27 protein-coding genes and 1 pseudogene are annotated in these 25,065 nt (G+C 58.2%); 16 read left to right on the forward strand and 12 right to left on the reverse strand.

Features of this window, described 5'->3' with window-relative positions:
• Positions 1–37: 37 nt before the first annotated feature.
• Entirely contained in the window at positions 38–1,657 is a 1,620-nt protein-coding gene (locus FEZ62_RS13445; RefSeq protein WP_172928172.1) for a SpoIIE family protein phosphatase, read from the forward strand.
• Between the two features lie 58 nt (positions 1,658–1,715).
• Here FEZ62_RS13445 and FEZ62_RS13450 read toward each other — a convergent pair whose 3' ends face one another.
• The 3 genes and pseudogenes from FEZ62_RS13450 to FEZ62_RS13460 all read right to left on the reverse strand — a co-directional run.
• Positions 1,716–2,171, reverse strand: a complete 456-nt coding sequence (locus tag FEZ62_RS13450; protein WP_069900726.1) for a GNAT family N-acetyltransferase — start codon at positions 2,169–2,171, stop codon at positions 1,716–1,718.
• Positions 2,172–2,367: 196 nt separating this feature from the next.
• Positions 2,368–3,888, reverse strand: coding sequence for an aldehyde dehydrogenase family protein (locus FEZ62_RS13455; protein ID WP_172928174.1), 1,521 nt, complete (start codon positions 3,886–3,888; stop codon positions 2,368–2,370).
• A gap of 126 nt (positions 3,889–4,014) precedes the next feature.
• A pseudogene (locus FEZ62_RS13460) lies at positions 4,015–4,164 on the reverse strand (phosphonoacetaldehyde hydrolase); the annotation flags it as partial.
• A 191-nt stretch (positions 4,165–4,355) separates the two neighbouring features.
• Between FEZ62_RS13460 and mpl the strand changes: the two are divergent.
• Genes mpl through FEZ62_RS13475 form a run of 3 tightly spaced genes read left to right on the forward strand, consistent with a single transcriptional unit; the run spans position 4,356 to position 6,642 of the window.
• The gene (gene mpl / locus FEZ62_RS13465) at positions 4,356–5,708 is read left to right on the forward strand and encodes a UDP-N-acetylmuramate:L-alanyl-gamma-D-glutamyl-meso-diaminopimelate ligase (RefSeq protein ID WP_172928176.1); all 1,353 of its coding nucleotides are present in this window, start codon (positions 4,356–4,358) and stop codon (positions 5,706–5,708) included.
• Positions 5,709–6,341, forward strand: coding sequence for a flavin prenyltransferase UbiX (gene ubiX, locus FEZ62_RS13470; RefSeq protein ID WP_069900729.1), 633 nt, complete (start codon positions 5,709–5,711; stop codon positions 6,339–6,341). It begins immediately after the preceding gene.
• A 16-nt stretch (positions 6,342–6,357) separates the two neighbouring features.
• Positions 6,358–6,642, forward strand: coding sequence for a YceK/YidQ family lipoprotein (locus FEZ62_RS13475; protein ID WP_172928178.1), 285 nt, complete (start codon positions 6,358–6,360; stop codon positions 6,640–6,642).
• A gap of 3 nt (positions 6,643–6,645) precedes the next feature.
• On the opposite strand, the gene FEZ62_RS13480 is transcribed toward FEZ62_RS13475, so the two are convergent.
• The 7 genes from FEZ62_RS13480 to FEZ62_RS13510 all read right to left on the reverse strand — a co-directional run bounded on the left by FEZ62_RS13480 (position 6,646) and on the right by FEZ62_RS13510 (position 11,474).
• Positions 6,646–6,921 carry a peptide methionine sulfoxide reductase gene (locus FEZ62_RS13480; protein WP_172928180.1) on the reverse strand — a complete coding sequence of 92 codons (276 nt, stop codon included), beginning with the start codon at positions 6,919–6,921 and terminating at the stop codon, positions 6,646–6,648.
• A 57-nt stretch (positions 6,922–6,978) separates the two neighbouring features.
• Positions 6,979–7,464, reverse strand: a complete 486-nt coding sequence (locus FEZ62_RS13485) for a YbaK/EbsC family protein (RefSeq protein WP_172928182.1) — start codon at positions 7,462–7,464, stop codon at positions 6,979–6,981.
• 52 nt (positions 7,465–7,516) lie between these two features.
• Positions 7,517–8,128 carry a class I SAM-dependent methyltransferase gene (locus FEZ62_RS13490; RefSeq protein ID WP_172928184.1) on the reverse strand — a complete coding sequence of 204 codons (612 nt, stop codon included), beginning with the start codon at positions 8,126–8,128 and terminating at the stop codon, positions 7,517–7,519.
• A complete protein-coding gene (locus FEZ62_RS13495; RefSeq protein ID WP_090514666.1) occupies positions 8,125–8,475 on the reverse strand; it encodes a DUF5629 family protein in 351 nt (116 codons plus the stop codon). Before FEZ62_RS13495 ends, FEZ62_RS13490 begins: the two co-directional genes overlap by 4 nt.
• A 13-nt stretch (positions 8,476–8,488) precedes the next feature.
• The gene (locus FEZ62_RS13500; RefSeq protein ID WP_069900735.1) at positions 8,489–9,130 is read right to left on the reverse strand and encodes an oxidoreductase; all 642 of its coding nucleotides are present in this window, start codon (positions 9,128–9,130) and stop codon (positions 8,489–8,491) included.
• Between the two features lie 74 nt (positions 9,131–9,204).
• Positions 9,205–10,869 (reverse strand): C13 family peptidase, encoded by a 1,665-nt coding sequence (locus FEZ62_RS13505; RefSeq protein ID WP_172928186.1) that lies wholly within the window; start codon positions 10,867–10,869, stop codon positions 9,205–9,207.
• A 149-nt stretch (positions 10,870–11,018) separates the two neighbouring features.
• A complete protein-coding gene (locus tag FEZ62_RS13510) occupies positions 11,019–11,474 on the reverse strand; it encodes a MaoC family dehydratase (RefSeq protein ID WP_172928188.1) in 456 nt (151 codons plus the stop codon).
• 245 nt (positions 11,475–11,719) lie between these two features.
• Here FEZ62_RS13510 and FEZ62_RS13515 point away from each other — a divergent pair, with 245 nt between their 5' ends.
• From FEZ62_RS13515 to FEZ62_RS13525, 3 genes are all read left to right on the forward strand, one after another.
• Positions 11,720–12,082 carry a CidA/LrgA family protein gene (locus tag FEZ62_RS13515; protein ID WP_090514676.1) on the forward strand — a complete coding sequence of 121 codons (363 nt, stop codon included), beginning with the start codon at positions 11,720–11,722 and terminating at the stop codon, positions 12,080–12,082.
• Positions 12,079–12,795: an LrgB family protein gene (locus FEZ62_RS13520; RefSeq protein WP_069900739.1), complete on the forward strand. Its 717-nt coding sequence runs from the start codon at positions 12,079–12,081 to the stop codon at positions 12,793–12,795. Before FEZ62_RS13515 ends, FEZ62_RS13520 begins: the two co-directional genes overlap by 4 nt.
• 69 nt (positions 12,796–12,864) lie before the next feature.
• The gene (locus FEZ62_RS13525) at positions 12,865–13,455 is read left to right on the forward strand and encodes an LON peptidase substrate-binding domain-containing protein (RefSeq protein WP_069900740.1); all 591 of its coding nucleotides are present in this window, start codon (positions 12,865–12,867) and stop codon (positions 13,453–13,455) included.
• A gap of 20 nt (positions 13,456–13,475) precedes the next feature.
• Here the strand turns inward: FEZ62_RS13525 and FEZ62_RS13530 are convergent, their stop codons facing one another.
• Entirely contained in the window at positions 13,476–14,795 is a 1,320-nt protein-coding gene (locus tag FEZ62_RS13530; protein ID WP_172928190.1) for a bifunctional DedA family/phosphatase PAP2 family protein, read from the reverse strand.
• Positions 14,792–15,508 carry a DNA-3-methyladenine glycosylase gene (locus tag FEZ62_RS13535; RefSeq protein ID WP_172928191.1) on the reverse strand — a complete coding sequence of 239 codons (717 nt, stop codon included), beginning with the start codon at positions 15,506–15,508 and terminating at the stop codon, positions 14,792–14,794. Before FEZ62_RS13535 ends, FEZ62_RS13530 begins: the two co-directional genes overlap by 4 nt.
• A gap of 376 nt (positions 15,509–15,884) precedes the next feature.
• On the opposite strand from FEZ62_RS13535, the gene FEZ62_RS13540 reads away from it, so the two are divergent.
• From FEZ62_RS13540 to FEZ62_RS13580, 9 genes are all read left to right on the forward strand, one after another.
• Positions 15,885–17,153 (forward strand): glutamate-5-semialdehyde dehydrogenase, encoded by a 1,269-nt coding sequence (locus tag FEZ62_RS13540; protein WP_172928193.1) that lies wholly within the window; start codon positions 15,885–15,887, stop codon positions 17,151–17,153.
• Positions 17,146–17,790 (forward strand): nicotinate-nucleotide adenylyltransferase, encoded by a 645-nt coding sequence (gene nadD, locus FEZ62_RS13545; protein WP_069900744.1) that lies wholly within the window; start codon positions 17,146–17,148, stop codon positions 17,788–17,790. Before FEZ62_RS13540 ends, nadD begins: the two co-directional genes overlap by 8 nt.
• A 37-nt stretch (positions 17,791–17,827) precedes the next feature.
• A complete protein-coding gene (rsfS, locus tag FEZ62_RS13550; protein ID WP_069900789.1) occupies positions 17,828–18,199 on the forward strand; it encodes a ribosome silencing factor in 372 nt (123 codons plus the stop codon).
• A 12-nt stretch (positions 18,200–18,211) separates the two neighbouring features.
• Entirely contained in the window at positions 18,212–18,679 is a 468-nt protein-coding gene (gene rlmH / locus FEZ62_RS13555) for a 23S rRNA (pseudouridine(1915)-N(3))-methyltransferase RlmH (protein ID WP_069900745.1), read from the forward strand.
• 13 nt (positions 18,680–18,692) lie between these two features.
• On the forward strand, positions 18,693–20,597 hold the full coding sequence (gene mrdA / locus FEZ62_RS13560; protein ID WP_172928196.1) for a penicillin-binding protein 2: 1,905 nt from the start codon (positions 18,693–18,695) through the stop codon (positions 20,595–20,597).
• Positions 20,598–20,631: 34 nt separating this feature from the next.
• Positions 20,632–21,735 carry a rod shape-determining protein RodA gene (gene rodA, locus FEZ62_RS13565; protein WP_170827776.1) on the forward strand — a complete coding sequence of 368 codons (1,104 nt, stop codon included), beginning with the start codon at positions 20,632–20,634 and terminating at the stop codon, positions 21,733–21,735.
• 17 nt (positions 21,736–21,752) lie between these two features.
• Positions 21,753–22,763, forward strand: coding sequence for a lytic murein transglycosylase B (gene mltB / locus FEZ62_RS13570; RefSeq protein ID WP_090514699.1), 1,011 nt, complete (start codon positions 21,753–21,755; stop codon positions 22,761–22,763).
• Complete coding sequence (locus FEZ62_RS13575; protein ID WP_090514702.1) at positions 22,763–23,770, forward strand: septal ring lytic transglycosylase RlpA family protein; 1,008 nt, start codon at positions 22,763–22,765, stop codon at positions 23,768–23,770. Before mltB ends, FEZ62_RS13575 begins: the two co-directional genes overlap by 1 nt.
• Before the next feature lie 125 nt (positions 23,771–23,895).
• Positions 23,896–25,056, forward strand: coding sequence for a D-alanyl-D-alanine carboxypeptidase family protein (locus tag FEZ62_RS13580; protein ID WP_069900750.1), 1,161 nt, complete (start codon positions 23,896–23,898; stop codon positions 25,054–25,056).
• Positions 25,057–25,065 lie beyond the last annotated feature (9 nt).

The following is a 25,065-nucleotide window of genomic DNA, read 5'->3' on the forward strand; positions in this document are numbered from 1 at the left end:
AATGTCGCAGACAGGGAATATTCAGGGAGGTGCACCGATGTCGATAGAACGCATGGATCACCCTGCTGTAACGCTCCTGCATGGCCACGGTATCGACCTGCCTGCGCAGGCTGCGCGCGTGCGCATGGAGTGGATGGCCGGCAGGCAAGGGCGACCACCTGTGCTGATTGTGGTGCTGTTATGGGCGCGCGAATGCACTGATGTGGTGCGTAACGTCGAGCATTATCTCGATGCTCTGTTTGCTGACTATCGCTGCACACCAGAAACCTGGAGCGAGGCCCAGGCGGCGCGGCAGGTGCTGGCTGCTCTGAATTTGCAGTTGTTTCATCTGCGCCAATCCGGGCGCATGACCGCGCAATTCAATGTCGGCATGCTTTTGCTGCAAGCCGGTCACGCGCAATTTCTGCAAGCGGGTGCAGTCGGGCTGCTGCGTTACCGTGACAGCCAATTGCACAGCTTACCCGGACACGATGGATTGCAGTTGGGCATGCAGGCCGAGTTGGCGCTGGTGCAGCACAGTTTGCCGCTCAACTGCGGCGAGATGATATTGCTGGCGCCCCAGCCGCTGTTCGGTGTCGCCGACCTTGAAACGCTGTGCAATCGCTTCAAGGCCATGCAAGACGCCGAGCAGCAAACGCCTGAAAACGAGTTGCAGGATTTACTGCAGCCTTTGCTCAATGCGCCAGGCGCTGCTGCATTGATGCTGCCGCAGGCTGGGCAAAGCCGTACTGAAGACGTCGCGGTCGCCCACTGGCCAGCTGTAACAGGCGCTACGGGACAGATGCTGGATGGTTGGACGCTTCTGGATGAATGCGCTTTCGGCCCCGCTGGCCGGGTATTCAATGCCGAGGATTGTAATGGCCGCCGGGCGATTGTGTGGATGGCCGAGGGGCCAGCGGATGAGGCGTTTTGGCAGCGTGAATGGGTATTACGCCGCTGCTTAGCACCGACTCTGCCCCGCGTTTTATCTGCGCGTGAGCCGCGCCTGCATGCGTTTAATGTTTATGAGGCGCCGGCCAAAGGCGCTGTCAGCCTGTTTGATTGGGTCAACTCGCGCAGGCCGCTGACGCACAGTCAGATCATGAGCATTTTCGGGCAACTGCTGGATGCGGTGCGCGCGCTGCAACGTCGTGGTATGCAAGGGCTTTGGCTGGCGCCGCGCAATATTCTGATTGATGCGCATATGCATGTGGTGTTGCTGCCTGAGTGGGCGGTGATTTTACCGGGTGTGGCGCGTCAGGCCTTGCCAGTTGAGGCAATGCCGCTGGCACCGGAAGTGCGCGCGGGTCGCACGGTAGATGGACGTGCCGATCAGTTCGCGCTGGCTTCACTGGTTTACTGGATGGTTGCCGGGCAGTGGCCGGAGATCGCCCGGCCGGACGGTGCGGGTGCGAGTAGTTACGTGCCGCTTAGCCAATTCGCCGCGCATTTGCCGCAAGGCTGGGATGGCGTCTTGGCGCGGGCGCTGGCCCCGCTTCCGGCTGCGCGATTCGATGCGCTGTCGGAGTTTCAGCAAGGTTTGCTGCAGCCACTCAAGCACGAACCAATAGTTGATACCGCGCGCTACAAAGCCCTGCCAGTCTGGCGCTACGCCTTGTTGGGGGTGTTGTTTGTGCAGTTGGCGGTGGGTTTGTGGGTGAGTGTCAGCGGCCATTAAAAACGGCTGCGCTGAATCAGTGCCCGGACTGGCTGAATAAGCCGCCGGGCAGTGCTGTTCAATCCTTGCTGATGGGCAGCGTGTAGTTCTTGAACTGCTCATCGACAGTGAAACCAATCGACTCGTAAACCTTGTGCGCCACCTCGTTATCAAGGCTGGTGGATACGCGCATGCGCACGGCGTTGGTTTCTTTAGCCATGTTCTTGGCGGTTTGCAGCAAGCGATCCGCAACCAACTGGCGGCGGGCGTCTTCGGCCACGTAGATATCGTTGAGAATCCACACGCGCTTAAGCGCTAGCGAAGAGTAGCTGGGGTAAAGCTGGCAAAAGCCCAGCAGTTTGTCTTCTTCATCAGCAAGGGCCAGATAGATAACAGACTCTTTGCGGCGCAGACGTTTTTCGAGAAACGCCTTCGAGGAATCGGGGAAGGGCAGTTCGCCGTAAAACTCACGGTATTTAACGAACAGCGGGGTGAGCAGGTCCAGATGTTCCAGCGTGGCTTGGACTATGCGCATGATGATCCTCGGCTTTCTGTTGGACGATTGAGTTAGCACTTTTGCAGGACGTAACCCTGCAAATGAAGCAAATGCTATGCCCGTGCATAAAGCTGATGCTGCCTAATGCTTTTTGAAAGCGCAATCCAAGCAAGCGTTTGATTTTATCTTCAGGTTGCAGCCGGGTTAGAGTGACCCGGCTGCAAGGAGAGCGCGGTTAGAAGAAACCGAGCGGATTGATGTCGTAGCTGATCAGCAGGTTTTTGGTTTGCTGGTAATGGTCGAGCATCATTTTGTGGGTTTCACGGCCAACGCCAGACTTCTTGTAGCCGCCAAACGCAGCATGCGCCGGATACAAGTGATAGCAGTTGGTCCAAACACGGCCCGCCATAATCGCACGGCCCATGCGGTAGGCGCGGTTGATGTCGCGCGTCCACACACCGGCGCCAAGGCCGAACTCGGTATCGTTGGCGATTGCCAGCGCTTCGGCTTCATCCTTGAACGTGGTGATGCTGACCACAGGCCCGAAGATCTCCTCCTGGAAGACGCGCATATCATTGCGGCCTTTGAGCAAGGTCGGCTGAATGTAATAACCGGTTGCCAGATCACCTTCAAGTTTCTCGACAGCGCCGCCCGTGAGCAGTTGCGCGCCTTCTTTCTGCGCAATGTCGAGGTAGCTGAGGATTTTATCGAACTGTTGCTCGGACGCCTGCGCGCCGACCATGGTGTCGGTATCCAGCGGGTTGCCGCGCTTGATCTGCTTGATCTTCTTCATCACCTCAAGCATGAACGGCTCGTAGATAGACTCCTGCACCAGTGCGCGAGACGGGCAGGTGCACACTTCACCCTGATTGAAGAAGGCCAGTACCAAACCTTCGGCAGCCTTTTCGATGAAGGTCTGTTCGGCCTGCATGATGTCTTCGAAGAAGATATTGGGCGACTTGCCGCCCAACTCCACGGTGCTCGGAATGATGTTCTCGGCCGCGCATTTCATGATGTGCGAGCCAACCGGCGTCGAGCCGGTAAAGGCGATTTTGGCAATGCGCTTGCTGGTGGCCAACGCCTCGCCAGCTTCCCGGCCAAAGCCCTGAACAACGTTGAGTACGCCCGCTGGCAGCAAGTCGGCGACCAGTTCAACGAACACGCAAATCGACAGCGGCGTCTGCTCGGCAGGCTTGAGAATCACACAGTTACCGGCGGCCAGCGCCGGGGCCAGTTTCCAGGCGGCCATCAGCAGCGGGAAGTTCCACGGGATGATTTGCCCCACAACGCCCAAGGGTTCGTGGAAGTGATAGGCGGCAGTGTGTTCGTCAATTTCGGCGGCTGTGCCTTCTTGCGCGCGAATGCAGCCGGCAAAGTAGCGGAAGTGGTCCGCGGCGAGTGGCACGTCGGCATTCAGCGTTTCGCGCACGGCTTTGCCATTGTCCCAGGTTTCCGCGATGGCGAGCTTTTCCAGATTGGCTTCGATACGATCGGCAATCTGCAGCAGAATCAGCGAGCGCGCCTGAGCGCTGGTTTTACCCCAGCCGTCAGCCGCCGCGTGGGCCGCATCCAGTGCGCGCTCAATGTCGTCTTTGTCTGAACGGGGGAACTCGGCAATCACCTCACCGGTGACAGGAGATGTGTTGGTGAAGTATTGGCCGTTTACAGGCTCAACAAACTCACCCCCAATAAAGTTGCCATAGCGGGTCTTGAATGAAACGACAGCGCCTGGCGTACCGGGTTTGGCGTAAATCATGATGCGGACCTCTCTGGTTGTTCCGTTATGTTCAGGTTTGCAGCGGTGCTGAGTTCCCCTGCAATGAAAAAGCCGATGCAGCCGGCGGTTGACTAGGCAGTAAAGGCCGCGCTGCATCGTTCAAGGTTAGACGCTTTGCGGCGTTTCCCCACGCTTGAGACGTGCATTAATTTCATCGAGCACTTGAGGCAACTCATTGATGGTGTCGATCAGATAATGCGGGCGTGAGCCCTCAAACATCTGGACGATACGCACGCGCGCTTGGTTCAGTTTTTCTGTGCGGCGTCAGCTTGATTGCGCGCATCGAATAACCTTGCGCGATGCAGTCTTTTTGCAGCGCGCTGGCAACCTTTACCAAGGCGCACGTTCTGAGCAGTTGAGACGCTTCGCACAGGCTGGCGCTGTGCTAACCTGCGGCGAGATTTTGTCGGGCTGATGCGGTCCGTTTTTTGAGGTTTGGGTTATTCATGCATATTCATATTCTGGGCATTTGCGGCACATTCATGGGTTCGTTGGCCGTTCTGGCCAAGGAGCTGGGGCATCATGTCACCGGCTCCGATGCCAACGTCTATCCACCGATGAGCACCCAGCTTGAGGCTCAGGGCATTCAGCTGACTCAGGGCTACGACCCGCAGCAGCTTGAGCCAGCGCCTGATCTGGTGGTGATTGGCAACGCCATGTCGCGCGGTAATCCTGCAGTTGAATATGTGCTCAACAAGGGCCTGCCCTATGTGAGCGGCCCGCAATGGCTCGCCGATCATGTGCTGCAAGGCCGCTGGGTGATGGCTGTGGCCGGTACCCACGGCAAAACCAGCAGTAGCAGCATGCTCGCCTGGGTGCTGGAGCATGCGGGCATGAGCCCAGGTTTCCTGATTGGCGGTGTGCCGCAGAATTTTGGTATTTCGGCGCGACTCGGCGATACGCCGTTCTTCGTCATTGAGGCGGATGAATACGACAGTGCGTTTTTTGATAAGCGTTCGAAGTTCGTGCATTACCACCCGCGCACCGCGATTCTGAACAACCTTGAGTTTGATCACGCAGATATTTTCCCTGATCTGGCGGCGATCGAGCGCCAGTTCCATCATCTGGTGCGCACTATTCCGAGTGAAGGTCTGGTTATTCATCCGGCCAGCGAAACCGCGTTGCAGCGCGTAATAGACATGGGCTGCTGGACGCCGGTGCAAACCACGGGAGCGGGTGGTGAATGGCAAGCCAATTTGCTCAGTGAAGACGGCTCGCGCTTCGAGGTGATATTCGCCGGCAAGGTGCAAGGTGTCGTCGACTGGCAACTCACCGGTCAGCACAACGTGGCCAATGCCTTGGCTGTACTGGCGGCGGCGCGCCATGTTGGCGTGGTGCCGGAGTTGGGTATTGCGGCGCTGGGCCTGTTCAAGAATGCCAAGCGGCGCATGGAGAAGGTCGCTGAAGTGAACGGCGTGACCATCTACGATGATTTCGCGCATCACCCGACGGCCATCGCCACCACACTGGATGGCCTGCGCAAGCAAATCGGCGGGCAAAAGCTGATTGCGATTATCGAGCCGCGCTCGAACTCGATGAAGCTCGGCGCTCACCGTGAAGGCTTGCCAACTTCGGTGGTTCAGGCCGATCAGGTGTATTGGTATGCGCCGGCGAATCTGGGCTGGGATCTGGCAGCCGCGGTAGCCAGCTCGACAGTGCCGACCGAGGTCTGTGATTCACTTGAGGCGATTATCGCCAGCGTCAAGGCACAGGTTGCGCCTGGCACTCAAGTGGTGGTGATGAGTAACGGCGGGTTTGGCGGCTTGCACGGCAAACTGGCTAAAGCGTTGGAGGGCTAAATGCTCGGACCTGAACGAATTACCCTGGCCATGACTGGCGCCTCTGGCGCGCAATATGGCCTGCGTCTGCTCGATTGCCTGGTGCAGGAAGACCGTGAGGTGCATTTTCTGATCTCCAAGGCCGCGCAGTTGGTTCTGGCGACTGAAACAGATGTGTGTCTGCCCGCCAAACCACAGGCCATTCAGCAGTTTTTAAGCGAATACACCGGGGCCGCGCCGGGGCAAATCCGGGTGTACGGCAAAGAAGACTGGATGGCGCCCGTCGCGTCCGGTTCTGGTTCGCCGAGCGCGATGGTTGTGGTGCCTTGTTCGACCGGCACTTTATCGGCCATTGCAACGGGCGCCTGCAATAACCTGATTGAACGTGCCGCAGACGTGACGCTGAAAGAGCGTCGGCAGTTGATTCTGGTGCCGCGCGAGGCGCCGTTCTCCAGTATTCATCTGGAGAACATGCTCAAGCTGTCGAATATGGGCGCAACCATTTTGCCTGCTGCGCCCGGCTTTTATCATCAGCCGCAAACTATTGATGATTTGATCGACTTTGTTGTCGCGCGCATTCTCAATTGTCTCGGCGTACCGCAAGACATGCTGCCACGCTGGGGCGAGCATCATCAGGTATCCGATGAGGGCTAGAGCTGGCCGCTCAGCTATGGGTAAAGTTGTTCTGGCGCTGCTGGTGCTGCAATTGAGTGGGTGCGCCACGGTGCGCACGCTCGATGCTGCCAAGCTCAACGCGCCCGTGGTCTATGCCGGTACTCGATTGGATTGGTATGCCATCAATGGCGGCTGCTGCCCGGTAGACCGCTTCGGCGCAGAAGCGCCCGAGTATGCAGCGCTGGACCTGCCTGCCAGCGCGTTGCTCGATACCTTGTTGCTGCCGCTGTCCATCGCCACCGCGTTGGGTGTTGGCCTGAGTGTTACCGGCGGGCTGTAATGCTCACACGGCCATGCTCGGTTCGGTCAGGCTCAGCTCATTGAGAAACTGCTCGACCTTGGCCTCCGGCATTTCGCAGGGTTTGAGGGTGGCGTTTGAGCCGACCTGATAGTAATTGAAGCTGATGAAATCTTTGCCGCCGAGTTCTTCGGCATACACTTTGAAACTCAGCCCTTCGTTGTAAACAATCTTGCTGACGCTGTAAGTGCGCCCGCGAAAGCGTGCTCTGCTGAAACCGGTCGGCAAGCTAAGAATCTTTGCCAGTAGGTTACGGTGCATGGTGTGGCCTCACTGCGAAAAACTTTGAGGCCTGTAGAGCAACATGCCGGCAAAAAATTACACGGCGGGTGTTTCAGCAAGTGACTGACACACATCCACCCAGCGGGCATTTACCAGCTTGGCCATGCGTTCTGGGCAAATGCGCACTGCGCTGTTCACCGAGCCTGCAGCCGGCAGCACTTCGCTGAATGCACGCAGCGACTCGTCGCAATAAACCACCAATTCATCACTTGCCAAACCGAACGGGCAGACGCCGCCCACCGGATGGCTGGTCATCTCGACCACGGTACCGGCGTCGAGCAATTTGGCTTTGCTGCCGAAGGCGTGTTTCATTTTGCGATTATCGATGCGGGCGTCGCCACGGGCGACCACCAGAATATTTTGCTCGCCGATTCGAAATGCCAGGGTCTTGGCAATTTGTCCGGGCTCAACGCCATGCGCCTCTGCTGCGAGGGCGACCGTCGCGGTGCTGGTGTCGAGTTCGATAATGGTGATGTCGGGGGCATTCTCGGCGAGAAAGCTGCGCACGGATTCGAGGCTCATTACGGGAGCCCGCCATGCTCGAAGATTGGCGCGTTAGCGTCAACCCTGTGGTTTAGTCAGCCCAGCCGGAATACACGTAGGTCATGGCTTTGGGGCCTTGGAGGTAGCGCATGTCGATCTGGCCGATGGTGAAGCCGCCATCGGCGATCAACTGGGGAATATCGCGGTTGAGGTGGCAGCCACCGGCGAGTGGTTTCCAGATGGGCGTGAGGCGATTTTGCCAGCGTACAACCTCGGGTTCCGGCGCCAGGCCATGCTCGCAAAACAGCAAACGACCGCCTGGCTTGAGCACCCGACGCATCTCTTTGAGCGCGGCGACTGAATCTGGAATTGTGCACAGGGTGAAGGTGCAGACGATGCTGTCGAAGCTGGCATCCGGCGCCTGGATCTGGCCCAGTTCGAGGGCAATCATTTCAACCGGAATTGTCAGCTTTGCCGCGCGTTCTTTTGCCAGCTTCTGCATGTCGGCAGACGGATCGACACCGACCACCGCGGTGACGGTTTCGGGGTTGTAGAAACTCAGGTTGAGCCCGCTACCAATGCCAATTTCCAGCACCCGGCCATGCGCTTGCGGCACGATCAGAGAGCGCATTTTCATGACTTCGCCCATGCCGCAGGCGAAGTCGATCAGGTGCGGCAGAATATAGCGGTCGTAGAGTTTCATTCGTCTACAGCGTCATCATCGTCGTCGTCATTGTTGCCACTGATGGCCGCAAAGCATTTGAGGTGGTGCTCGCCCTCGCCATTGCTGATGGTCCAACTGTCGGTTTGCCCATCGAACTTCGCCGCCGAAATCTGGCTCAACGAGAAGCTCCAGTGGCGACGGTCACGGCCGTCAATGCATTCAAGTGTCAGCAGCGGTTGGTTTTGGCTGTCGCTGGAGGCCGAGCCCGCGCTGACTTGCGCCAGCAGCTCGTTGTCCAGATTGAATTGCCATGCATACAGGCCGTCGATTTCCAGCATGTCTGCCGAGGCGAGTGCTTCAATCAGGCTGTTATGAGTAACGCTCATGAGATTCTCCGGCTCAGCGGCCAAGCTTGCGTAGTTGGTCGGACTCGATAATGCGCACGCCGGCGTCTTCTTCCAGCGCCAGACGCCACATCGCACGTGCCAGCACGGTCGCTTCGATCCCGCGATACTTGCCGGGCACCCAGCGCATAACAGGCGCCGCCAGTTGCTCGCCAAGCCGTGCTTCATCACGCGAGCCGAGCAGCAGCGATGGCCGCGCAATTGTCAGCTGCGGCCAGTTTTGCGCTTTCAGCGACTCTTCAGTTTCACCCTTGACCTTGTTGTAGAACACCGAAGAGTCAGCATCGGCGCCCAACGCACTGATTACCAGCAAATGCCTTGCGCCCATCTCGCGTGCCCGTGCGGCGAAAGCAACAATCAGGTCGTGGTCGATAGCGCGGAACGCTTGTTGCGAGCCGGCTTGTTTGATGGTGCTGCCAAGGCAGCAGAAGGCGGTGCAAACTTTACCGTCCAGCTGTGGAAGTAAATCGAGCAATTCACCTACCGGGTTTTCCAGATGCGGGTGTTCAGCCAGTGGCCTGCGCGTTGGGGCAAGGACGCGCTCAACAGTGGGTTCGTTTAGTAATCGGTCCAGCAGGTGTTCACCAGTCAAGCCGGTGGCACCGGCAAGTAAAATATTCTGGGGCGTCAAATACATGGTCTCGAACTCTCCGTAGATACCATTGAGCTTATCAGGCTGGAGGAAAACTTCGTCGTTTTAAGTCGCAATGTTCAGTGCTTCACAGATTTTGCTGCTGCTTCAGCCGGGGAGTTAAGGGCTCGCTCTGCCTGGATAGCGCGCATTTTTTGCCACTGCCGGCTAACCGCTTTTGCCGGCGCAATCTGCGGTTCGGAGGGATCGAAGTTATCCTCCTTTTCGCGCTGGCTCACTTCGCTTTTGGCCAGCTCGAACGCACGCTCCAGGTCATCAGTCTGGTTCAGCGCGTTAGCAAACAGGGCGCGGCCAAAGTAGGTGAAGTCGTTATCATCCGAGCAGCCAAATGACACGCGATCCTTGCGTGCGGCGGTCATGATCAGGGTCGATTGATCTTGCAAGGGGGCAATGAAGCCACCGGAGTAGCAAGCTGAAATAACCACGACCTTGTTCCGCTGCTTGAGTGGTTTAAGTATTGTCGCCAACTCGTTCGCCGACAAATCACGCAACTCAATGCGCGGCTGTTCAAGGCTCAGGCGATGGCTGCGCGAGCCGTGGCTGGTCATGTAGATAAATACGAGATCTTCGGGGCCGCTGCGTTTGGCCAGTGTCTCAACAGCCAGGCGCAGATTCTCGCGGGTAGCCAGCGGGCGGTCGGCCAGGTGATCGCGATGATTAACCAGTTCGATCTGGCCGCGCGCTGCGAAACGTTGCTTGAGCAGGTCGGTCACATAGTCGGCTTCGCGCATGAACACGCTCTGGCTGCCATCTCCCGCCAGCACCAAGGTATACAGTTCGATTGCCGGAGTTGAAGGTGGCACGTTTGCCAGTGCGCTATCGAGCAGTTTGCCCTGTTTCAGCAAGCCGGTTTCCAGTGGGTCGGGCAGGGGCTTGCCGCCTGCATCGCGGACTCGTTGGCCATTTTGCCAGTAGCCTTTCTGCTGGCTGCCGTCCTTTTCGGTCAATGTGCCATTGCCGGCATATTCGCCGTAGCGGAAGCTGCCTTTGTATTGGCGACCGTCGGCCAGATGCAATTCGCCCTGGCCGTGAAATTGCCAGTCCTTGAACTCGCCCGAGTATTCAGCGCCATCTGTGCCTTTGTATCGGCCCAGGCCATTGAGGCTGTTGTCGGTGAATTGCCCGCTCCAGGTATCGCCCAGCGAATTGCTGAAGCGGCCTTGGCCGGCGAACATGCCGTCTTCGAACTGGCCGCTGTAGAGATCGCCTTCGCTGGTTTTAAGGGTGCCCAAGCCCGTTAACTTGCCGGCCTTGAACGTGCCGGTCAGTTGGGTGCCGTCGACTTCGCTGCGCACGCCCTGACCTTCGGCCAAACCATTGCTGAAATTGCCAAGGTAGCTGCTGCCGTCAGCCTCTTCGAGTTTGCCCAGCCCGGAATACTGGCCATTGCGAAAACCGCCAGTGTAGATGCTGCCGTCGCGGCGCTCGATGTGGCCGTTGCCGGAGAATTCGCCTTTTCTGAAGGTGCCGGTGTAATGCTCACCATCAGCGCTTTGCCATTCGCCCTGGCCGTCAAACAAACCGTCTTTGAAGTTTCCCTCGAACCAGTCGCCGTTGCGGTATTCAAGGCGCCCCGAACCTTGCAGCAAGCCATCGACAATTTTGCCGTGGTAGTGGCTGCCGTCAGGTAAGGTCGCGTCTGGCGGCAACCACGGCGTACCGTTGTCGCAGGCCGCGAGCAGCATCACGAGGCTTAGGGAGGTGCAGCTAACAAGGGCGCGCATGAATCAGGTCCGCGAATTGGCAGTTGCCTGAGTATGCCGCATTCGTCGCGGTGTGGCAGAGGGTGGCACTGAAAAAAGCTCAGCGTGCTTTTGCCGCATGTCATTTCAGCATTAGGCGCGGGTTGGCGCCTAATGCTTGAGCGAGTGGCTCAGACGAAGCAGAGCGACAGAGGCTCAGCGATATAGGCCGGTTTTTCCTGACCTTCGATTTCCAGCACAGCATTGGCCTTGACCAGCCATTGGCCAGGTTTTTTCTCGGTCACTTCGGTCATGGTCACGAGCAGGCGCACGTTGGAGTTAACCGGAACAGGTTGAATGAAGCGCACGCTGTCCAGGCCGTAATTGACCACCATCTTCAAGCCCTGCGGCAGCACCAGAATGCTTTCCATCAGCACGGGGATCAGAGAGAGCGTCAGAAAGCCGTGTGCGATGGTGCCGCCAAATGGCGTTTGCTTGGCTTTTTCCGGGTCGACATGGATGAACTGGTGGTCGCCCGTGCAATCCGCAAATTTATTAATTCGCTCCTGATCGATATTCAACCATTCAGAACGCCCTAATTCTTTACCAACATAGTTGGCCAACTCAGCGACAGGTACTAACGGCATAGTCCCTCCATGGGAGACGAGTCTTTTATGGGTGCGGGGCTTAAATCCCTCAGCCCAAGATCATCACGCCCGACCGTGACGGTCAAGCAAGCAATGAGTTGTTGAATGATCAGGTATAGAGCTTGGCAGCATCGGCCTATAATGATCAGCACTATGAGCTGCCGATTGCGCATTCACTGCTGCAATATGCAGCCTGCGCGTCGGCACTGCAGTGATGCATGTCATCACTTATCTGGAGATGTTTGATGTTGCTACGTGGTTTGTCTTGGCTGGTGCTGTGCCAATTGCTCGGCACGGCGCTGAATGTTCTGGTGCTGCACATGTTGCCCGGGCCGATCATCGGCATGATGCTGTTGTTCGTGTACCTGCTGCTGCGTGGCGAAGTGGCCGAGCCGCTCAGCGTGGCAGCCAGCAGCTTGCTCAAGTACTTGCCACTGCTGCTGGTGCCGCCGGCAGTTGGGGTGATGGTTTATGCCGATGCCATTGCTGCGGATTTCTGGGCGGTGGTCGGTGCGCTGGTGTTATCGCTGGTGCTGTCGATGGTGTTCGCTGGCTGGTTCATGCAGCGGTTGATTGAGCGTCAGCAACGCCAGCGGGGTGACGCATGACTCTGGACTGGATCGGCGCCTGGAACGCCGTGACCCACCATCCGTTGTTTGGCGCGGGTATAACCCTGGGCGCTTATCAGATTGCCGTGGCCGCTTATGAGAAAACCCGCTGGGTATTTTTGCAGCCGGTATTGGTGTCGATGCTGTTGCTGATCGCTGTGCTGTTGCTCTGCGGCTTGAGTTACTACGACTACAAAGCCAGTGCCGATGCGCTGACTATCTTCCTTGGCCCGGCGACTGTAGCGCTGGCCATTCCGCTGTACCTGAATCTGCGTCGGATACGCCAGCTGTTCTGGCCAACAGTTTTGACACTGCTGGTTGGCGGTACGGTTGCGACCGTTTTGGGTATTGGCCTGGCATGGTTGTTCGGCGCTGAAAAAATCATGCTGATGAGTATGGCGCCCAAATCAGTTACCTCACCGATTGCCATGTTGGTGGCGCATCAGATCGGCGGTACGGCGGCGTTGGCGGCGGTATTTGTGATGCTCACCGGCGTGGCGGGCGCGATTCTCGGGCCGACGCTATTGAAGTTATGCCGAGTCAAACATCAGGCCGCCATGGGCTTGGCGCTGGGGATAACCGCTCACGCTGTAGGCACTTCGCGCGCCATGCAGGAAAGCGAGGAATGCGGAGCCTTTGCCGCGTTGGCCATGAGCCTGATGGGCATGTTGACGGCGGTATTGCTGCCGCTGGCCGTGGTTTTCTGGAGTTGAGCCAGCATGCCGCGAACCGATTTGCCGTGGAGTCCCCCGGGGCTTCTGTTTTTGCTTAAGGACAGCTAAATGAATTTGCCACTATTTCCGTTGAACACCGTGCTGTTTCCCGGCTGTAAGCTGGACTTGCAGATTTTCGAGGCGCGCTATCTCGACATGATCGGGCGCTGCATGAAGCAATCTGCAGGCTTTGGCGTGGTGTGCATCGTCGAAGGCGAAGAAGTGGGCGACGCCGCGCCGCGTTTCTCGGCAATTGGTTGTGAAGCGCTGGTGCGGGACTTTCAACAGCAGCCCAACGGCTTGCTGGGCATTCGCGTGGAAGGCGGTCGGCGTTTTCGCGTGCAGCATGCCTCGGTATTGCCGGACCAGCTAACTGTCGCTGATGCCCAATGGCTCGAAGATGAGCCCGATTTGGCGCTTGGCGAGGAGCATGCGGATCTGGCCGCATTGCTCAGCGCCCTGGCTCAACATCCGCTGGTTGATTCGCTTGGCATGGGCGACGAGGCCAGTGGGCAGTCGGACCTGGCCAATCAACTGGGCTATCTGCTGCCGTTGCTGCCCGAGCAGAAACTGCAATTGCTTGCGCTCGACTCGCCTTCTGAGCGCCTGCTGGTGCTGCAGGAAATGATTGATCAGTTACAGGGCGACCTCAACGCTTGAGTCGCCCTTGATCAGGTTGATCAGAGATAGCGATACGTCAGCAGGCTGTCGCTCAGATTGAATACAGCGTACGCGCCGAGAATCCCCAGACAGACCGCCAAAACAGGCCACCACACGCGCGGCGGCAGTGCCGGCACCGGGCCGATGAACCGGTAAATACTCAGGCTCAATGCGCACCAGGTGGTTGCGAGCATTGCGCCAGCGAGAATGTCGCTCGGCCAATGAACGCCCAGATAGATCCGCGACAGCGCGATAGACAATGCAGCCAAACCGGCCACCAGCATCCAGCTGAGCCTTGAGCGCGCCGGTTGGCCGCGACCGGCCAAAACCCCAAGCGTCAGGAAAAAGGCAAACGCCGCCGAGCTGTGGCCGCTGGGAAAGCTGAAGGTTTGCAGCGGCTCCAGCAATATTTCCGGGCGGGTACGGGCAAACCATTCTTTGAGCGCACCGTTGGAGGCGGCGGTACCGAGCAGGGTGGTGCCGGCAAACAGCGCGGCGCGCCATTGCTTGGTGACCAACAACAGGACGACCAGCGCGCAACCCGCAACCAGTTGCGGGACGAAGTTGCCCAGCAGGGTCACGAACACGGCAATGGAATCGAAGCCGGTTGTACGCACCTCTTGCGTCAGGGTCATGAGGCCGTTATCGAAGGCCGATAAATGCGGCCAGCCGATCATCAGGCCAATTAACAGCAACAGGCTGAGCGCGGCGTTGATCATGCTGCTGCGGGATGAGGCGCGCACGGCGAGTTGGATGCTGGCGCCCAAAAACAAGGCCAGACTTGCTCCGACAATTGCGGCCTGGGTCCAGAACCCTTCTTGAAGCGGCAAGCGCAAGGCCGCGCCGGTGGCCCATCCCGGCATCAGATAGGCGATAGACCAGCCGGCGCCCGCTACCAGACTGACCCCGAAAAAACGCAGCGCCGGCATGTTGAACATACCGGCAACCATTGGCAGCATCGGCCGAAGCGGGCCAATGAATCGGCCCACAAGCAAGCTGGCGATACCGTAACGGCGGAAGTAGTTCTCGGCGGCGCTCAGCCACTGCGGATGAGTGCGCAAACCAGGCAGGCGGCGGATGTCCTGATGGAAGTAGCGGCCCAACGTATAAGACAGCACATCGCCGAGCAGTCCGCCGGCAAAACCGAGCAATAAGGTTTCACCAAGGCTGAGCGCACCGCTACCGGCCATAACCGCAACGGCAAACAGCAAAATGGTACCTGGCACAATAATGCCGGCGATGGCCAGGCACTCGGTACAGGCGACGATGAAAACCGCCGCGCCAAGCCAGTGGGGGTTGGCTGCCAGCCAAGTGGTGATGCTATCAAGCCATTGACTCATTGATGAAGCTCCGTTGATGGCAGGCAGATATAGTCACGGCCTTCCATTTGGCCGCGGCGCAAAGGGTTGCGCGTACAGTATCGAGCATAACCGTGGTCGACAAAACGGTAGGGTAGTTGCTCGTCGCGACCGTGTGGAATGCCCAAACGGGTGGTTTGCACAATTTGTTGCGGGCGCTGGCCAACATCCTCGACCCACAAACGCTGTGGATCAAAGCGCCTGGCGTCCCAGTCGGGCACCTTAAGGCCGAGCGCTTTACACAGCAGGGTTTGTCCGGCGCAGAGTTTCTCCAAGGGGCGCGCACCGCCGCGCGCATCCGGATTATTGCTGTGCATGCGGGCCAGTTGCGCGTCGGTATCGGGGCCATCCAGCCACGGGAAAGCGGATTTAATCAGTACAGCATTGCCAGGCCCCTGAGCGCTGAAATTCAGCGAGTCGCCTCCGCGGGCGTAATACATATAGATGTGGCCGCCGTCGAGAAACAACGCCCGGCGCTTTTCGGTGTAGCCCAGCGATGCGTGGCTGCCTTTCTCTGCGCAGTAATAGGCCTCGGTTTCAATGATGCGGGCGCTAAGCCAGAGGTCGCCGTGACGATGGCGGATGACTTTGCCGATTAAATCCCGGGCGAGGGTGCAGGCATCGCGGTCGAAAAAGCTATCGGGTAAAGCCCGGGTTTCGGCATCTGCAAAGGACTGGGCTGGGGTTGGCTGCATACGTTTGGGTTTCGGCTGGCGGTGAATGGACGCGGATAACAGGCGTGATCATAACAATTGCGCGTTGGTTCATCTGAGTCGGGGCCGTGTCGGGAGTTCGACTATAAAGTGTGGCGAGATCTGACAGCACGGCGGCATTTCTTACTCTACCCTTGGCAATGTCGTTAATACGTGTGCGCAATTGGCGGGCGACAAGGCTGGATAAAACTTCATGAAGGCCCCAATTCCGCTGATTTAGTCGCTTGAACAGAGCTTTCGGCGACTATTTCGACAAAATAATGCTCCAGTGGTTGACCATCCGCCCAGCACTGCTGTGCGTGGGGCTTCGGCCCCGCTATAATCAGCCGCTTTATTTCCCGCCAGGCCTATCGAGACCATGACTGAGTCCGTGCTTGACTACATGACCCGCCTTGGCCGTGAAGCCCGCAGTGCTTCGCGCGTCGTGGCGCGCGCCTCGACCGCGCAGAAAAACCGTGCGCTGCTGGCTGCTGCCGCCGCACTGGATGCTGCCCGGCAAACACTCACCGAAGCCAATGAGCAAGATTTGGCCAAAGGCCGTGCGAACGGGCTTGAACCTGCACTGCTGGACCGTCTGGCCCTGACGCCAGCGCGTATCGACGGCATGATTGAAGGCTTGCGCCAGGTTGCGGGTTTGCCCGATCCGGTCGGTGCGATTCGCGACATGAGCTACCGTCCGTCCGGGATTCAAGTCGGCAAGATGCGCGTGCCACTGGGCGTTATCGGGATTATTTACGAGTCACGCCCGAATGTGACCATCGATGCGGCCAGCCTGTGCCTCAAGTCCGGTAACGCGACTATCCTGCGCGGCGGCTCAGAAGCCATTCACTCCAACCGCGCGATTGCCACCTGCATTCAGGCCGGTTTGGCCGAAGCCGGATTGCCGGCCGCAGCTGTTCAAGTGGTTGAGACCACTGATCGTGCAGCGGTGGGCGCCTTGATCAGCATGCCCGAGTTTGTTGATGTAATCGTGCCGCGTGGCGGCAAAGGCCTGATTGAGCGCATCAGTCGTGATGCGCGGGTGCCGGTCATCAAGCATCTCGACGGCATTTGCCATGTTTACGTGGCTGCCGGTGCTGATTTGGCCAAGGCGCAACAGATTGCCTTCAATGCCAAGACTTACCGTTATGGCATTTGCGGCGCGATGGAAACGCTGCTGGTCGACAAAACCGTTGCCGCCGAGTTTCTGCCGGCTATGGCCGAGCAGTTCCGCGCCAAGGGCGTCGAGTTGCGCGGCTGCCCGCGTACGCTTGAGGTGATTGAGGCGATTGCGGCTACCGAGCAGGACTGGAATAGCGAATACCTCGATGCGATCCTGTCGATTCGTGTGGTTGATGGCCTGGAGCAGGCGATTGAACACATTAATCATTACGGCTCGCACCACACTGATTCAATCGTTACTGAGCATCAGGGACAGGCTCGGCAGTTTCTTGCCGAAGTCGATTCCAGCTCGGTAATGCTGAATACCCCGACCTGCTTTGCCGACGGCTTTGAGTATGGTTTGGGCGCGGAAATCGGCATATCTACCGATAAACTGCATGCTCGCGGTCCGGTCGGGCTTGAAGGCCTGACCTGCGAAAAATACGTAGTGATCGGTGACGGTCAGTTGCGCGGGCAGAATGCCTAAACGTATCGGCCTGTTTGGCGGCACCTTCGATCCGGTGCACATTGGCCACTTGCGCAGTGCGCTGGAAGTTGCCGAGTTTATGGGGCTGGATGAGCTGCGGATGATCCCCAGCGCTCGTCCACCGCATCGCGATACACCGCAGGTTAGCCCCCAGGATCGTTTGGCGATGGTGGCCGAAGCGGTTGCAGGGCTGGCGCCGCTTATGGTTGATGACCGTGAGCTAAAGCGTGAGCAGTATTCCTACAGCATCGACACGCTGGAGTCGTTTCGCGCGGAGTTGGCGCCAGACGATCAGCTGTTTTTGTTACTGGGCTGGGATGCTTTTTGTGGGTTGCCAGGCTGGCACCGTTGGCAAGAGTTGTTGCAGCACTGCCATATTCTGGTGCTGCAGCGCCCGGATGCCGATATAGATGCACCCGAGGCGCTGCGCGATCTGTTGGCTGCACGCAGTACCAGTGACCCGCAGTCATTAAGCGGGCCCGGCGGGCAGATTTCGTTTATCTGGCAGACGCCTCTGGCAGTGTCTGCCACGCTGATTCGCTCGCTGCTTGGCAGCGGCAAATCAGTCCGTTTTTTAGTACCCGACGCGGTGCTTAGCTACATCAATACGCACGGACTTTACCGTGCGTCGAACTGAACATGAGGCAAAAGAGTTACCTATGAAGAAGCAAAATATCAGCAGCGAAGAACTGGTCAAACTGGCCATTGCCGCGCTGGAAGACATCAAGGCGCAAGACATCACCACAATCGATGTGCGCGAAAAGACCAGCATCACCGATTTCATGGTCATCGCCAGCGGTACGTCGAGCCGTCACGTTAAGTCGCTGGTCGACAACGTGCTGGAAAAGGTCAAGGAACAAGGCGTTCGTCCAATCGGTAGCGAAGGTCTGGACACCGGTGAGTGGGCGCTGCTCGACCTCGGCGACATCGTGGTGCACGTAATGCTGCCGACTGCTCGTCAGTTCTATGACCTTGAGCGTCTGTGGCAAGGTGCAGAGCAGAGCCGTGCACAGCACGCGCCAGAGCACGACGCTGACCAAGAGTAAGGGCTGACTGCTGTGCGCATCAAATTGATCGCTGTTGGCTCGAAGATGCCGCGTTGGGTCGAAGACGGCTGGCAGGAGTACGCCAAGCGTATGCCGGCCGAGCTGTCGCTGGACCTGATCGAGATCCCGCTTACCACCCGCAGCAAGAATGCTGATGTGGCCCGCATGATTCGCCAGGAAGGTGAAGCCATGCTGGCCAAGGTTCAGCCGGGTGAACGCATCGTTACGCTTGAGGTCGAAGGTCGGCCATGGAGCACCGAGCAGTTGGCGGTTGAGCTGGACAAATGGCGACTCGATTCGCGCACAGTCAACCTGATGGTCGGTGGGCCGGAAGGGCTCGCGCCTGAAGTTCAGGCGCGCAGTGAGCAGCGTTGGTCGTTGTCGCCACTGACTTTGCCGCACCCGCTGGTGCGTATCCTGATTGGCGAACAGGTTTACCGGGCTTGGACAGTGTTGTCCGGCCACCCTTATCACAAGTAGTCAGCAGTCGCCGATGCCTCAACCGATTCGCCTAAAGGACCATGAAAAAGACGCACGCCTGATTCGTCGGCGCGCGATGGTCGGTGGAGCAGTGATTGTGGCGCTGATCATGGTGCTCATCAGCCGCCTCTATTACTTGCAAGTGGTGCAGTACGAGTACCACTCGACGCTGTCCGAAAACAACCGTGTGCATGTTCAGCCGATCCCGCCTAACCGCGGCCTGATCTATGACCGCAACGGCGTTCTGATCGCCGATAACCGTCCCAGTTTCAGCCTGACCCTGACACGTGAGCGTGCCGGGGATTGGGAGCATGTGCTCGACGTAATCGTCGACGTGCTGGGGCTGACGGCCGATGACCGCGAGCTGTTTGAGAAGCGCGTGCGGCAGGGGCGGCGTCCGTTTGAGCCGGTGCCGGTATTGTTTGAGCTGACCGAAGAGCAGATCGCACGGCTAGCGATTAACCAGTTTCAGTTGCCGGGCGTGGATGTTTCGGCTCAGTTGGTGCGCCATTATCCACAAGGCGAACACTTTGCCCACTCGGTGGGATATGTCGGCCGGATCAACGAAGCAGAACTGAAAAAGCTCGACCCGGTGCAGTACAGCGGCACTCACCACATCGGTAAAACCGGTATCGAACGTTACTATGAAGATCAGCTGCACGGTGAGGTCGGCTACGAAGAAGTCGAAACCAACGCGCGGGGCCGCGTTTTGCGGGTGCTCAACCATACCGACCCAAAACCGGGCGAAGACATCGTTCTGACCCTGGATATCAAACTCCAGGCTGCGGCAGAAAAGGCCCTCGGCGGACGTCGTGGCGCGATTGTGGCGATTCAGCCGAAGACCGGCGAGGTGCTGGCGATGGTCAGTCAGCCGAGCTTCGATCCGAACCCGTTCGTGACCGGGATCAGCTTCAAGGCCTACGCGGAACTGCGCGACTCGATTGACCGGCCGCTGTTCAACCGGGTGCTGCGCGGCCTGTATCCGCCAGGCTCGACTATCAAACCGATGATGGCCATTGCCGGTCTCGATGCAGGCGTGGTGACGCCGAACTCACGGGTTTTCGATCCGGGTTTCTATCAGTTACCGAATAACACCCACAAATACCGTAACTGGAACCGTTACGGCGACGGCTGGGTGGACATGGATACCGCGCTGATGCGTTCCAATGACACGTATTTTTACGATTTGGCGCACAAGCTGGGCATCGATCGCATGCATGATTACATGACCAAATTTGGTCTGGGTCAGCGTGTCTCACTGGATATGTTCGAAGAAACCGCAGGCTTGATGCCTTCGCGAGACTGGAAGCGCTCGCGCTATCGCCAAGCCTGGTATCCGGGCGAAACCCTAATTCTGGGTATCGGTCAGGGCTACATGCAAACAACGCCTTTGCAGTTGGCGCAGGCCGTGTCGCTGGTGGCGAGCAAGGGCAAGTGGATTCGTCCGCATCTGGCAAAAACTGTCGGCGACGTACCGCCTGTGGATGAAAATCCAGTCGAAGACATTGTGCTGCGCGATCCCAAATATTGGGATTACGCACGTCATGGCATGGAAGAAGTCGTCAACGGCGCACGCGGCACGGCACGTAAAATCGGTGCTGCCTCAGCGTACCGGATCGCCGGTAAGAGCGGTACCGCGCAGGTTGTGGCGATCAAGCAGGGTGAGAAATACGACCGCAGCAAGGTGCGTGAGCGTCACCGTGACCACGCCCTGTTCGTCGGTTTTGCGCCGGCAAGTGACCCGGAAATCGCCGTGGCCGTAATGGTTGAGAACGGTGAGTCTGGCTCGGGTGTTGCCGCGCCGGTCATGAAAGAGGTGATGGACGCCTGGCTGCTGGATGAAAACGGCCAGCTCAAGGCGGAATATGCGCCGCAAGTTGCAGCTCCCGCGGTAGAGGCGCAGACCAAAAATGAGTAATGGTTTCGATCGTACCCTGTCCGATGAAGACGTTCTGCGCCGCCGCGCGAGCCTGCTGCAGCGCATGCACCTGGACGGAATCCTGCTATTGCTGTTGCTGATCCTGGCCACGGGCAGCTTGTTCATTCTGTATTCCGCCAGCGGCAAAAACATTGATCTGCTGATGAAGCAAGCGTCGTCATTCGGTATCGGTCTGGTGGCGATGGTGATCATTGCCCAGATCGAGCCTCGCTTCATGGCGCGCTGGGTGCCACTGGCCTACGTCGGCGGCGTGGCGTTGCTGTTCGTGGTGGATGTCATGGGTCATAACGCCATGGGTGCCACTCGCTGGATCAATATTCCCGGGGTTATTCGCTTCCAGCCGTCCGAGTTCATGAAAATCATCATGCCGGCGACCATGGCCTGGTATCTGTCTAAACGCAGCCTGCCGCCGAGCCTCAAGCATATTTTTGTGTGTTTGATGCTAATCGGCGTCCCGGTGGTGTTGATTCTGGTTCAGCCGGATCTCGGCACCTCGCTGCTGGTGGTCACTTCCGGCGCCTTCGTGATGTTCATGGCGGGCTTGCAGTGGCGCTGGATTCTCGGCGCAGCCGCGGCGCTGGTGCCGGTGGCGGTGGCCATGTGGTTCTTTGTGCTGCATCAGTATCAGAAGCAACGCGTACTGACCTTCCTAAATCCCGAGAGCGATCCGCTGGGCAGCGGCTGGAACATCATTCAGTCGAAAGCGGCGATTGGTTCCGGCGGTGTGCTGGGTAAGGGCTGGTTGATGGGGACACAGTCGCATCTGGATTTTTTGCCGGAAAGCCATACCGACTTTATTATTGCGGTGCTTGCCGAAGAGTTCGGTCTGGTCGGCGTTTGCTTGCTGTTACTGGTTTATCTCTTATTAATCTGCCGCGGGCTGGTGATTACCGTGCAAGCGCAGACGCTGTTCGGTAAGCTCATGGCCGGCGCTTGGACAATGACGTTCTTCGTCTACGTATTCGTCAACATCGGGATGGTGAGCGGGTTGTTACCTGTGGTGGGGGTGCCATTGCCATTTATCAGCTATGGCGGGACTTCGCTGATCACGTTGTTGTCAGGTTTTGGGGTTTTGATGTCGATCCACACCCACCGTAAGTGGATTGCACAGGTTTAATTGGGGTTAATAATTTAATGCAAATACTGCGTCGCTGGGCTGTTAGGCATGCGCATTGGCTAGGTTTGGTTGGTGCGTTTGGTATGGCTCAGCAAGTTGCTGCTGCGGACTACCAGGGAACCCCCGAAGTGGATGGGTTCATCACGGAGATGGCGCGCGATTACGGATTTTCCAACAAGCAACTGACGGCGCTATTTGCCCAGGTCAATCGCAAGCAATCGATTATTGATGCGATTTCGCGGCCTGCCGAGCGGGTAAAACCGTGGAAAGAGTACCGGCCGATCTTCATCACTGACTCGCGGATCGCCCGTGGTGTGGACTTCTGGCGTCAGCACGAAGCCGCGCTGACCCGTGCCGAGCAGACTTACGGCGTGCCTGCGCAGTTTATTGTCGCGATTATTGGCGTCGAGACCTTCTACGGCGGCAACACCGGCAACTACCGCGTGATGGACGCCTTGTCGACGCTGGCATTCGATTACCCGGCGCGTGCGCCGTTCTTCCGCAAGGAATTGCGCGAGTTCCTCATGCTGGCGCGTGAAGAGCAGGTCGATCCGCTGACCCTCAAAGGCTCGTACGCCGGTGCAATGGGCTTGCCGCAGTTTATGCCGAGCAGCTTTCGCGCCTACGCGGTCGACTTTGACGGTGACGGCCATATCAATATCTGGACCGACCCGGACGATGCCATCGGCAGCGTTGCCAGTTACTTCAAGCAGCATGGCTGGTTGGCGGGTGAGGCAGTTGCCAGCAAAGCCAGCGTCAGCGGCGATAAAGTCGATCAGGGCCTGACCCCGGCACTCGACCCGGTGATGAATGTTGCAGAACTGCGTAGCCTTGGATGGACCAGCGCTGATAAGCTGGACGACGAATTGCCGGTAACGGCTTTCCGCCTTGAAGGTGCTGCAGGGGATGAGTACTGGATGGGTTTGCCGAATTTCTATGTTATTACGCGCTATAACCGCAGCGTGATGTATGCAATGGCCGTCAACCAGTTGGCAGAGCTGCTGGTGGAAGCCAAGGGGGGCAACTGATGTCTCAACGTCGGTACAAGCTTGCGGCGTTCGCGGTGACCACATTGCTGGTCGCGAGCTGTACTTCCAGCCGTGCACCGCAGCCCACTGCGCCAAGTGTATCGAGTGGCGGCGGATTGTCCGGGCCGAGCGACTACAATCGCCCGCATCGTGACGGCGCGCCTTGGTGGGATGTCGACATCTCGCGCATTCAGGATGCTGTCCCCACCGTTCATAACGGTGCCTACAAAGCCAGCCCCTACACGGTGTTCGGCAAGAAGTACTTCCCGTTAAGCGATTCGACGTCATACAAGGCAGTCGGCCCCGCTTCCTGGTACGGTACCAAGTTCCACGGCCAGGCGACCGCCAACGGCGAAACCTACGACTTGTACGCCATGAGTGCGGCGCATAAAACCTTGCCGCTGCCGAGTTACGTGCGCGTCACCAACCTTGAAAACGGCAAGAGTGTGATCGTGCGGGTCAACGACCGCGGCCCGTTCTACTCCGACCGGATTATCGACTTGTCGTTTGCCGCGGCGAAAAAGCTCGGCTACGCCGAAAAAGGCACTGCGCAGGTCAAGGTTGAAGGCATCGACCCGGAAAAATGGTGGGCTCAGCAGGGTAAGCGCGCGCCGTCGATGATGGCGCTGCCGACTCAGCCTTCGACGCCAAAGACCATTGCTCAGGTATCTGCCGAGCCCATCGAGCAATACTCGCCGCCGGTAACCCAGCATGCTGCCGCCACGCTCCCGGTCGAGATTGACTCAAAAAAAAACGCTTCAGTCGCAGCCTCTGGCCTGTATCTCCAAGTGGGAGCCTTCGCCAATCCGGACGCTGCGGAGCTACTCAAGGACAAGCTGAGCACAACAGTGGCTGCGCCCGTGTTTATCAGCTCAGTGGTGCAAAACCAGAAGATACTGCACCGCGTACGCCTGGGGCCGATCAGCAGCCCGGGCGAGGCTGAACAAATGCAGGACAGTATTCGCTTGGCCAACCTGGGCCAGCCCCGGTTGGTTAAGCCGGAGTAGCGGCGGGGCACTAATTGCCCGTTCGCCTGACTAAGCAAGACCTGTGCAGCGCAGACTCTGCGCTGCAGCGTTACTCAAATCAGCCCATTCGGGCCAGTTCGACCATCAGCAACCTTGAGAGACAGATGAATATCACCCGTTTTACCCACCGCGCCCTGTTGTCACTCCTGCTGCTTACCACGCCAGCTGTCTGGGCTGCCCAGATGGCCATTCCGGCGTCTCCGCAATTGGCCGCCAAGTCTTATGTCCTGATGGACGCCGAGAGCGGTCAGGTTCTGGTCGAGAACCAGGGTGATCAGCGCCTGCCGCCTGCCAGCCTGACCAAGCTGATGACCGCGTACATTGCGACGCTGGAAATCAACAAGGGCCAGATCAGCGAAGAAGACCCGGTCACCATCAGTGAGCACGCCTGGCGCACTGGCGGTTCGCGGATGTTCGTCAAGGTCAACACTCAGGTTGCCCTGAAAGACCTGCTGCACGGCATCATCATCCAGTCGGGTAACGACGCCAGCGTTGCAGTGGCCGAGCACATTGCCGGCAGCGAAGACGCGTTCGCCGACATGATGAACAACACCGCGAAAACCCTGGGCATGACCGAAAGTCACTTCATGAACGCGACGGGTCTGCCTAACCCGGATCACTACTCGTCGGCGCACGACATGGCCCGTCTGGCTCGCGCGATCATTTACGAAGATCCGGCGCACTACGAGATTTACTCGCAGAAAGAGTTTCTCTGGAACAACATCAAGCAGCCTAACCGCAACCTGCTGCTGTGGCGCGACAAAACCGTTGATGGCCTGAAAACCGGCCATACCGAAGAAGCCGGCTACTGCCTGGTTGCCTCTGCTGTACGTGATGGCATGCGCCTGATCGCCGTGGTATTCGGTACCAACAGCGAACAAGCTCGCGCTGCCGAAACACAGAAGCTGCTGACTTACGGTTTCCGCTTCTTCGAAACCCGTACGTTCTACAAGAAGGGTGCTGAGCTGACTGCAGCTGACGTCTGGAAAGGCAATGCGCGTCAAATCAAAGCCGGTCTGGCCAAAGACCTGACCCTGACCCTGCCAAAAGGTCAGCTTGATCAACTGCAGGCCAGCATGACGGTCAACCCGCAGCTCATGGCACCTATCGCTCAAGGTGACGTGATCGGTAAAGTTGAAGTCAAACAAGGTGACAAGGTTGTCCACAGCGCAGATCTGGTCGCGCTGGAAGCTGTCGACGAAGGTGGCTTCTTCCGCCGTGTGTGGGATAGCATTCGTCTATTCTTCTACGGATTGTTCAACTGATATTAGCGT

The sequence above is a fragment of the Pseudomonas sp. MS19 genome (assembly GCF_013277615.1).
Classification (GTDB): Bacteria; Pseudomonadota; Gammaproteobacteria; order Pseudomonadales; family Pseudomonadaceae; genus Aquipseudomonas; species Aquipseudomonas marincola.

Bases quoted from the DNA above. Each gene is read 5' to 3' on its own strand.
- FEZ62_RS13490 (WP_172928184.1), bottom strand. From the start codon at position 8,128: ATGAAACTCTACGACCGCTATATTCTGCCGCACCTGATCGACTTCGCC.
- FEZ62_RS13525 (WP_069900740.1), top strand. From the start codon at position 12,865: ATGAATTTGCCACTATTTCCGTTGAACACCGTGCTGTTTCCCGGCTGT.
- FEZ62_RS13575 (WP_090514702.1), top strand. From the start codon at position 22,763: ATGTCTCAACGTCGGTACAAGCTTGCGGCGTTCGCGGTGACCACATTG.
- FEZ62_RS13530 (WP_172928190.1), bottom strand. From the start codon at position 14,795: ATGAGTCAATGGCTTGATAGCATCACCACTTGGCTGGCAGCCAACCCC.
- FEZ62_RS13535 (WP_172928191.1), bottom strand. From the start codon at position 15,508: ATGCAGCCAACCCCAGCCCAGTCCTTTGCAGATGCCGAAACCCGGGCT.
- FEZ62_RS13500 (WP_069900735.1), bottom strand. From the start codon at position 9,130: ATGTATTTGACGCCCCAGAATATTTTACTTGCCGGTGCCACCGGCTTG.
- FEZ62_RS13455 (WP_172928174.1), bottom strand. From the start codon at position 3,888: ATGATTTACGCCAAACCCGGTACGCCAGGCGCTGTCGTTTCATTCAAG.
- FEZ62_RS13520 (WP_069900739.1), top strand. From the start codon at position 12,079: ATGACTCTGGACTGGATCGGCGCCTGGAACGCCGTGACCCACCATCCG.
- mpl (WP_172928176.1), top strand. From the start codon at position 4,356: ATGCATATTCATATTCTGGGCATTTGCGGCACATTCATGGGTTCGTTG.
- FEZ62_RS13495 (WP_090514666.1), bottom strand. From the start codon at position 8,475: ATGAGCGTTACTCATAACAGCCTGATTGAAGCACTCGCCTCGGCAGAC.
- FEZ62_RS13515 (WP_090514676.1), top strand. From the start codon at position 11,720: ATGTTGCTACGTGGTTTGTCTTGGCTGGTGCTGTGCCAATTGCTCGGC.
- FEZ62_RS13480 (WP_172928180.1), bottom strand. From the start codon at position 6,921: ATGCACCGTAACCTACTGGCAAAGATTCTTAGCTTGCCGACCGGTTTC.
- mrdA (WP_172928196.1), top strand. From the start codon at position 18,693: ATGCCTCAACCGATTCGCCTAAAGGACCATGAAAAAGACGCACGCCTG.
- mltB (WP_090514699.1), top strand. From the start codon at position 21,753: ATGCAAATACTGCGTCGCTGGGCTGTTAGGCATGCGCATTGGCTAGGT.
- FEZ62_RS13510 (WP_172928188.1), bottom strand. From the start codon at position 11,474: ATGCCGTTAGTACCTGTCGCTGAGTTGGCCAACTATGTTGGTAAAGAA.
- ubiX (WP_069900729.1), top strand. From the start codon at position 5,709: ATGCTCGGACCTGAACGAATTACCCTGGCCATGACTGGCGCCTCTGGC.
- FEZ62_RS13450 (WP_069900726.1), bottom strand. From the start codon at position 2,171: ATGCGCATAGTCCAAGCCACGCTGGAACATCTGGACCTGCTCACCCCG.
- FEZ62_RS13485 (WP_172928182.1), bottom strand. From the start codon at position 7,464: ATGAGCCTCGAATCCGTGCGCAGCTTTCTCGCCGAGAATGCCCCCGAC.
- FEZ62_RS13580 (WP_069900750.1), top strand. From the start codon at position 23,896: ATGAATATCACCCGTTTTACCCACCGCGCCCTGTTGTCACTCCTGCTG.
- FEZ62_RS13505 (WP_172928186.1), bottom strand. From the start codon at position 10,869: ATGCGCGCCCTTGTTAGCTGCACCTCCCTAAGCCTCGTGATGCTGCTC.
- nadD (WP_069900744.1), top strand. From the start codon at position 17,146: ATGCCTAAACGTATCGGCCTGTTTGGCGGCACCTTCGATCCGGTGCAC.
- FEZ62_RS13445 (WP_172928172.1), top strand. From the start codon at position 38: ATGTCGATAGAACGCATGGATCACCCTGCTGTAACGCTCCTGCATGGC.
- FEZ62_RS13475 (WP_172928178.1), top strand. From the start codon at position 6,358: ATGGGTAAAGTTGTTCTGGCGCTGCTGGTGCTGCAATTGAGTGGGTGC.
- FEZ62_RS13540 (WP_172928193.1), top strand. From the start codon at position 15,885: ATGACTGAGTCCGTGCTTGACTACATGACCCGCCTTGGCCGTGAAGCC.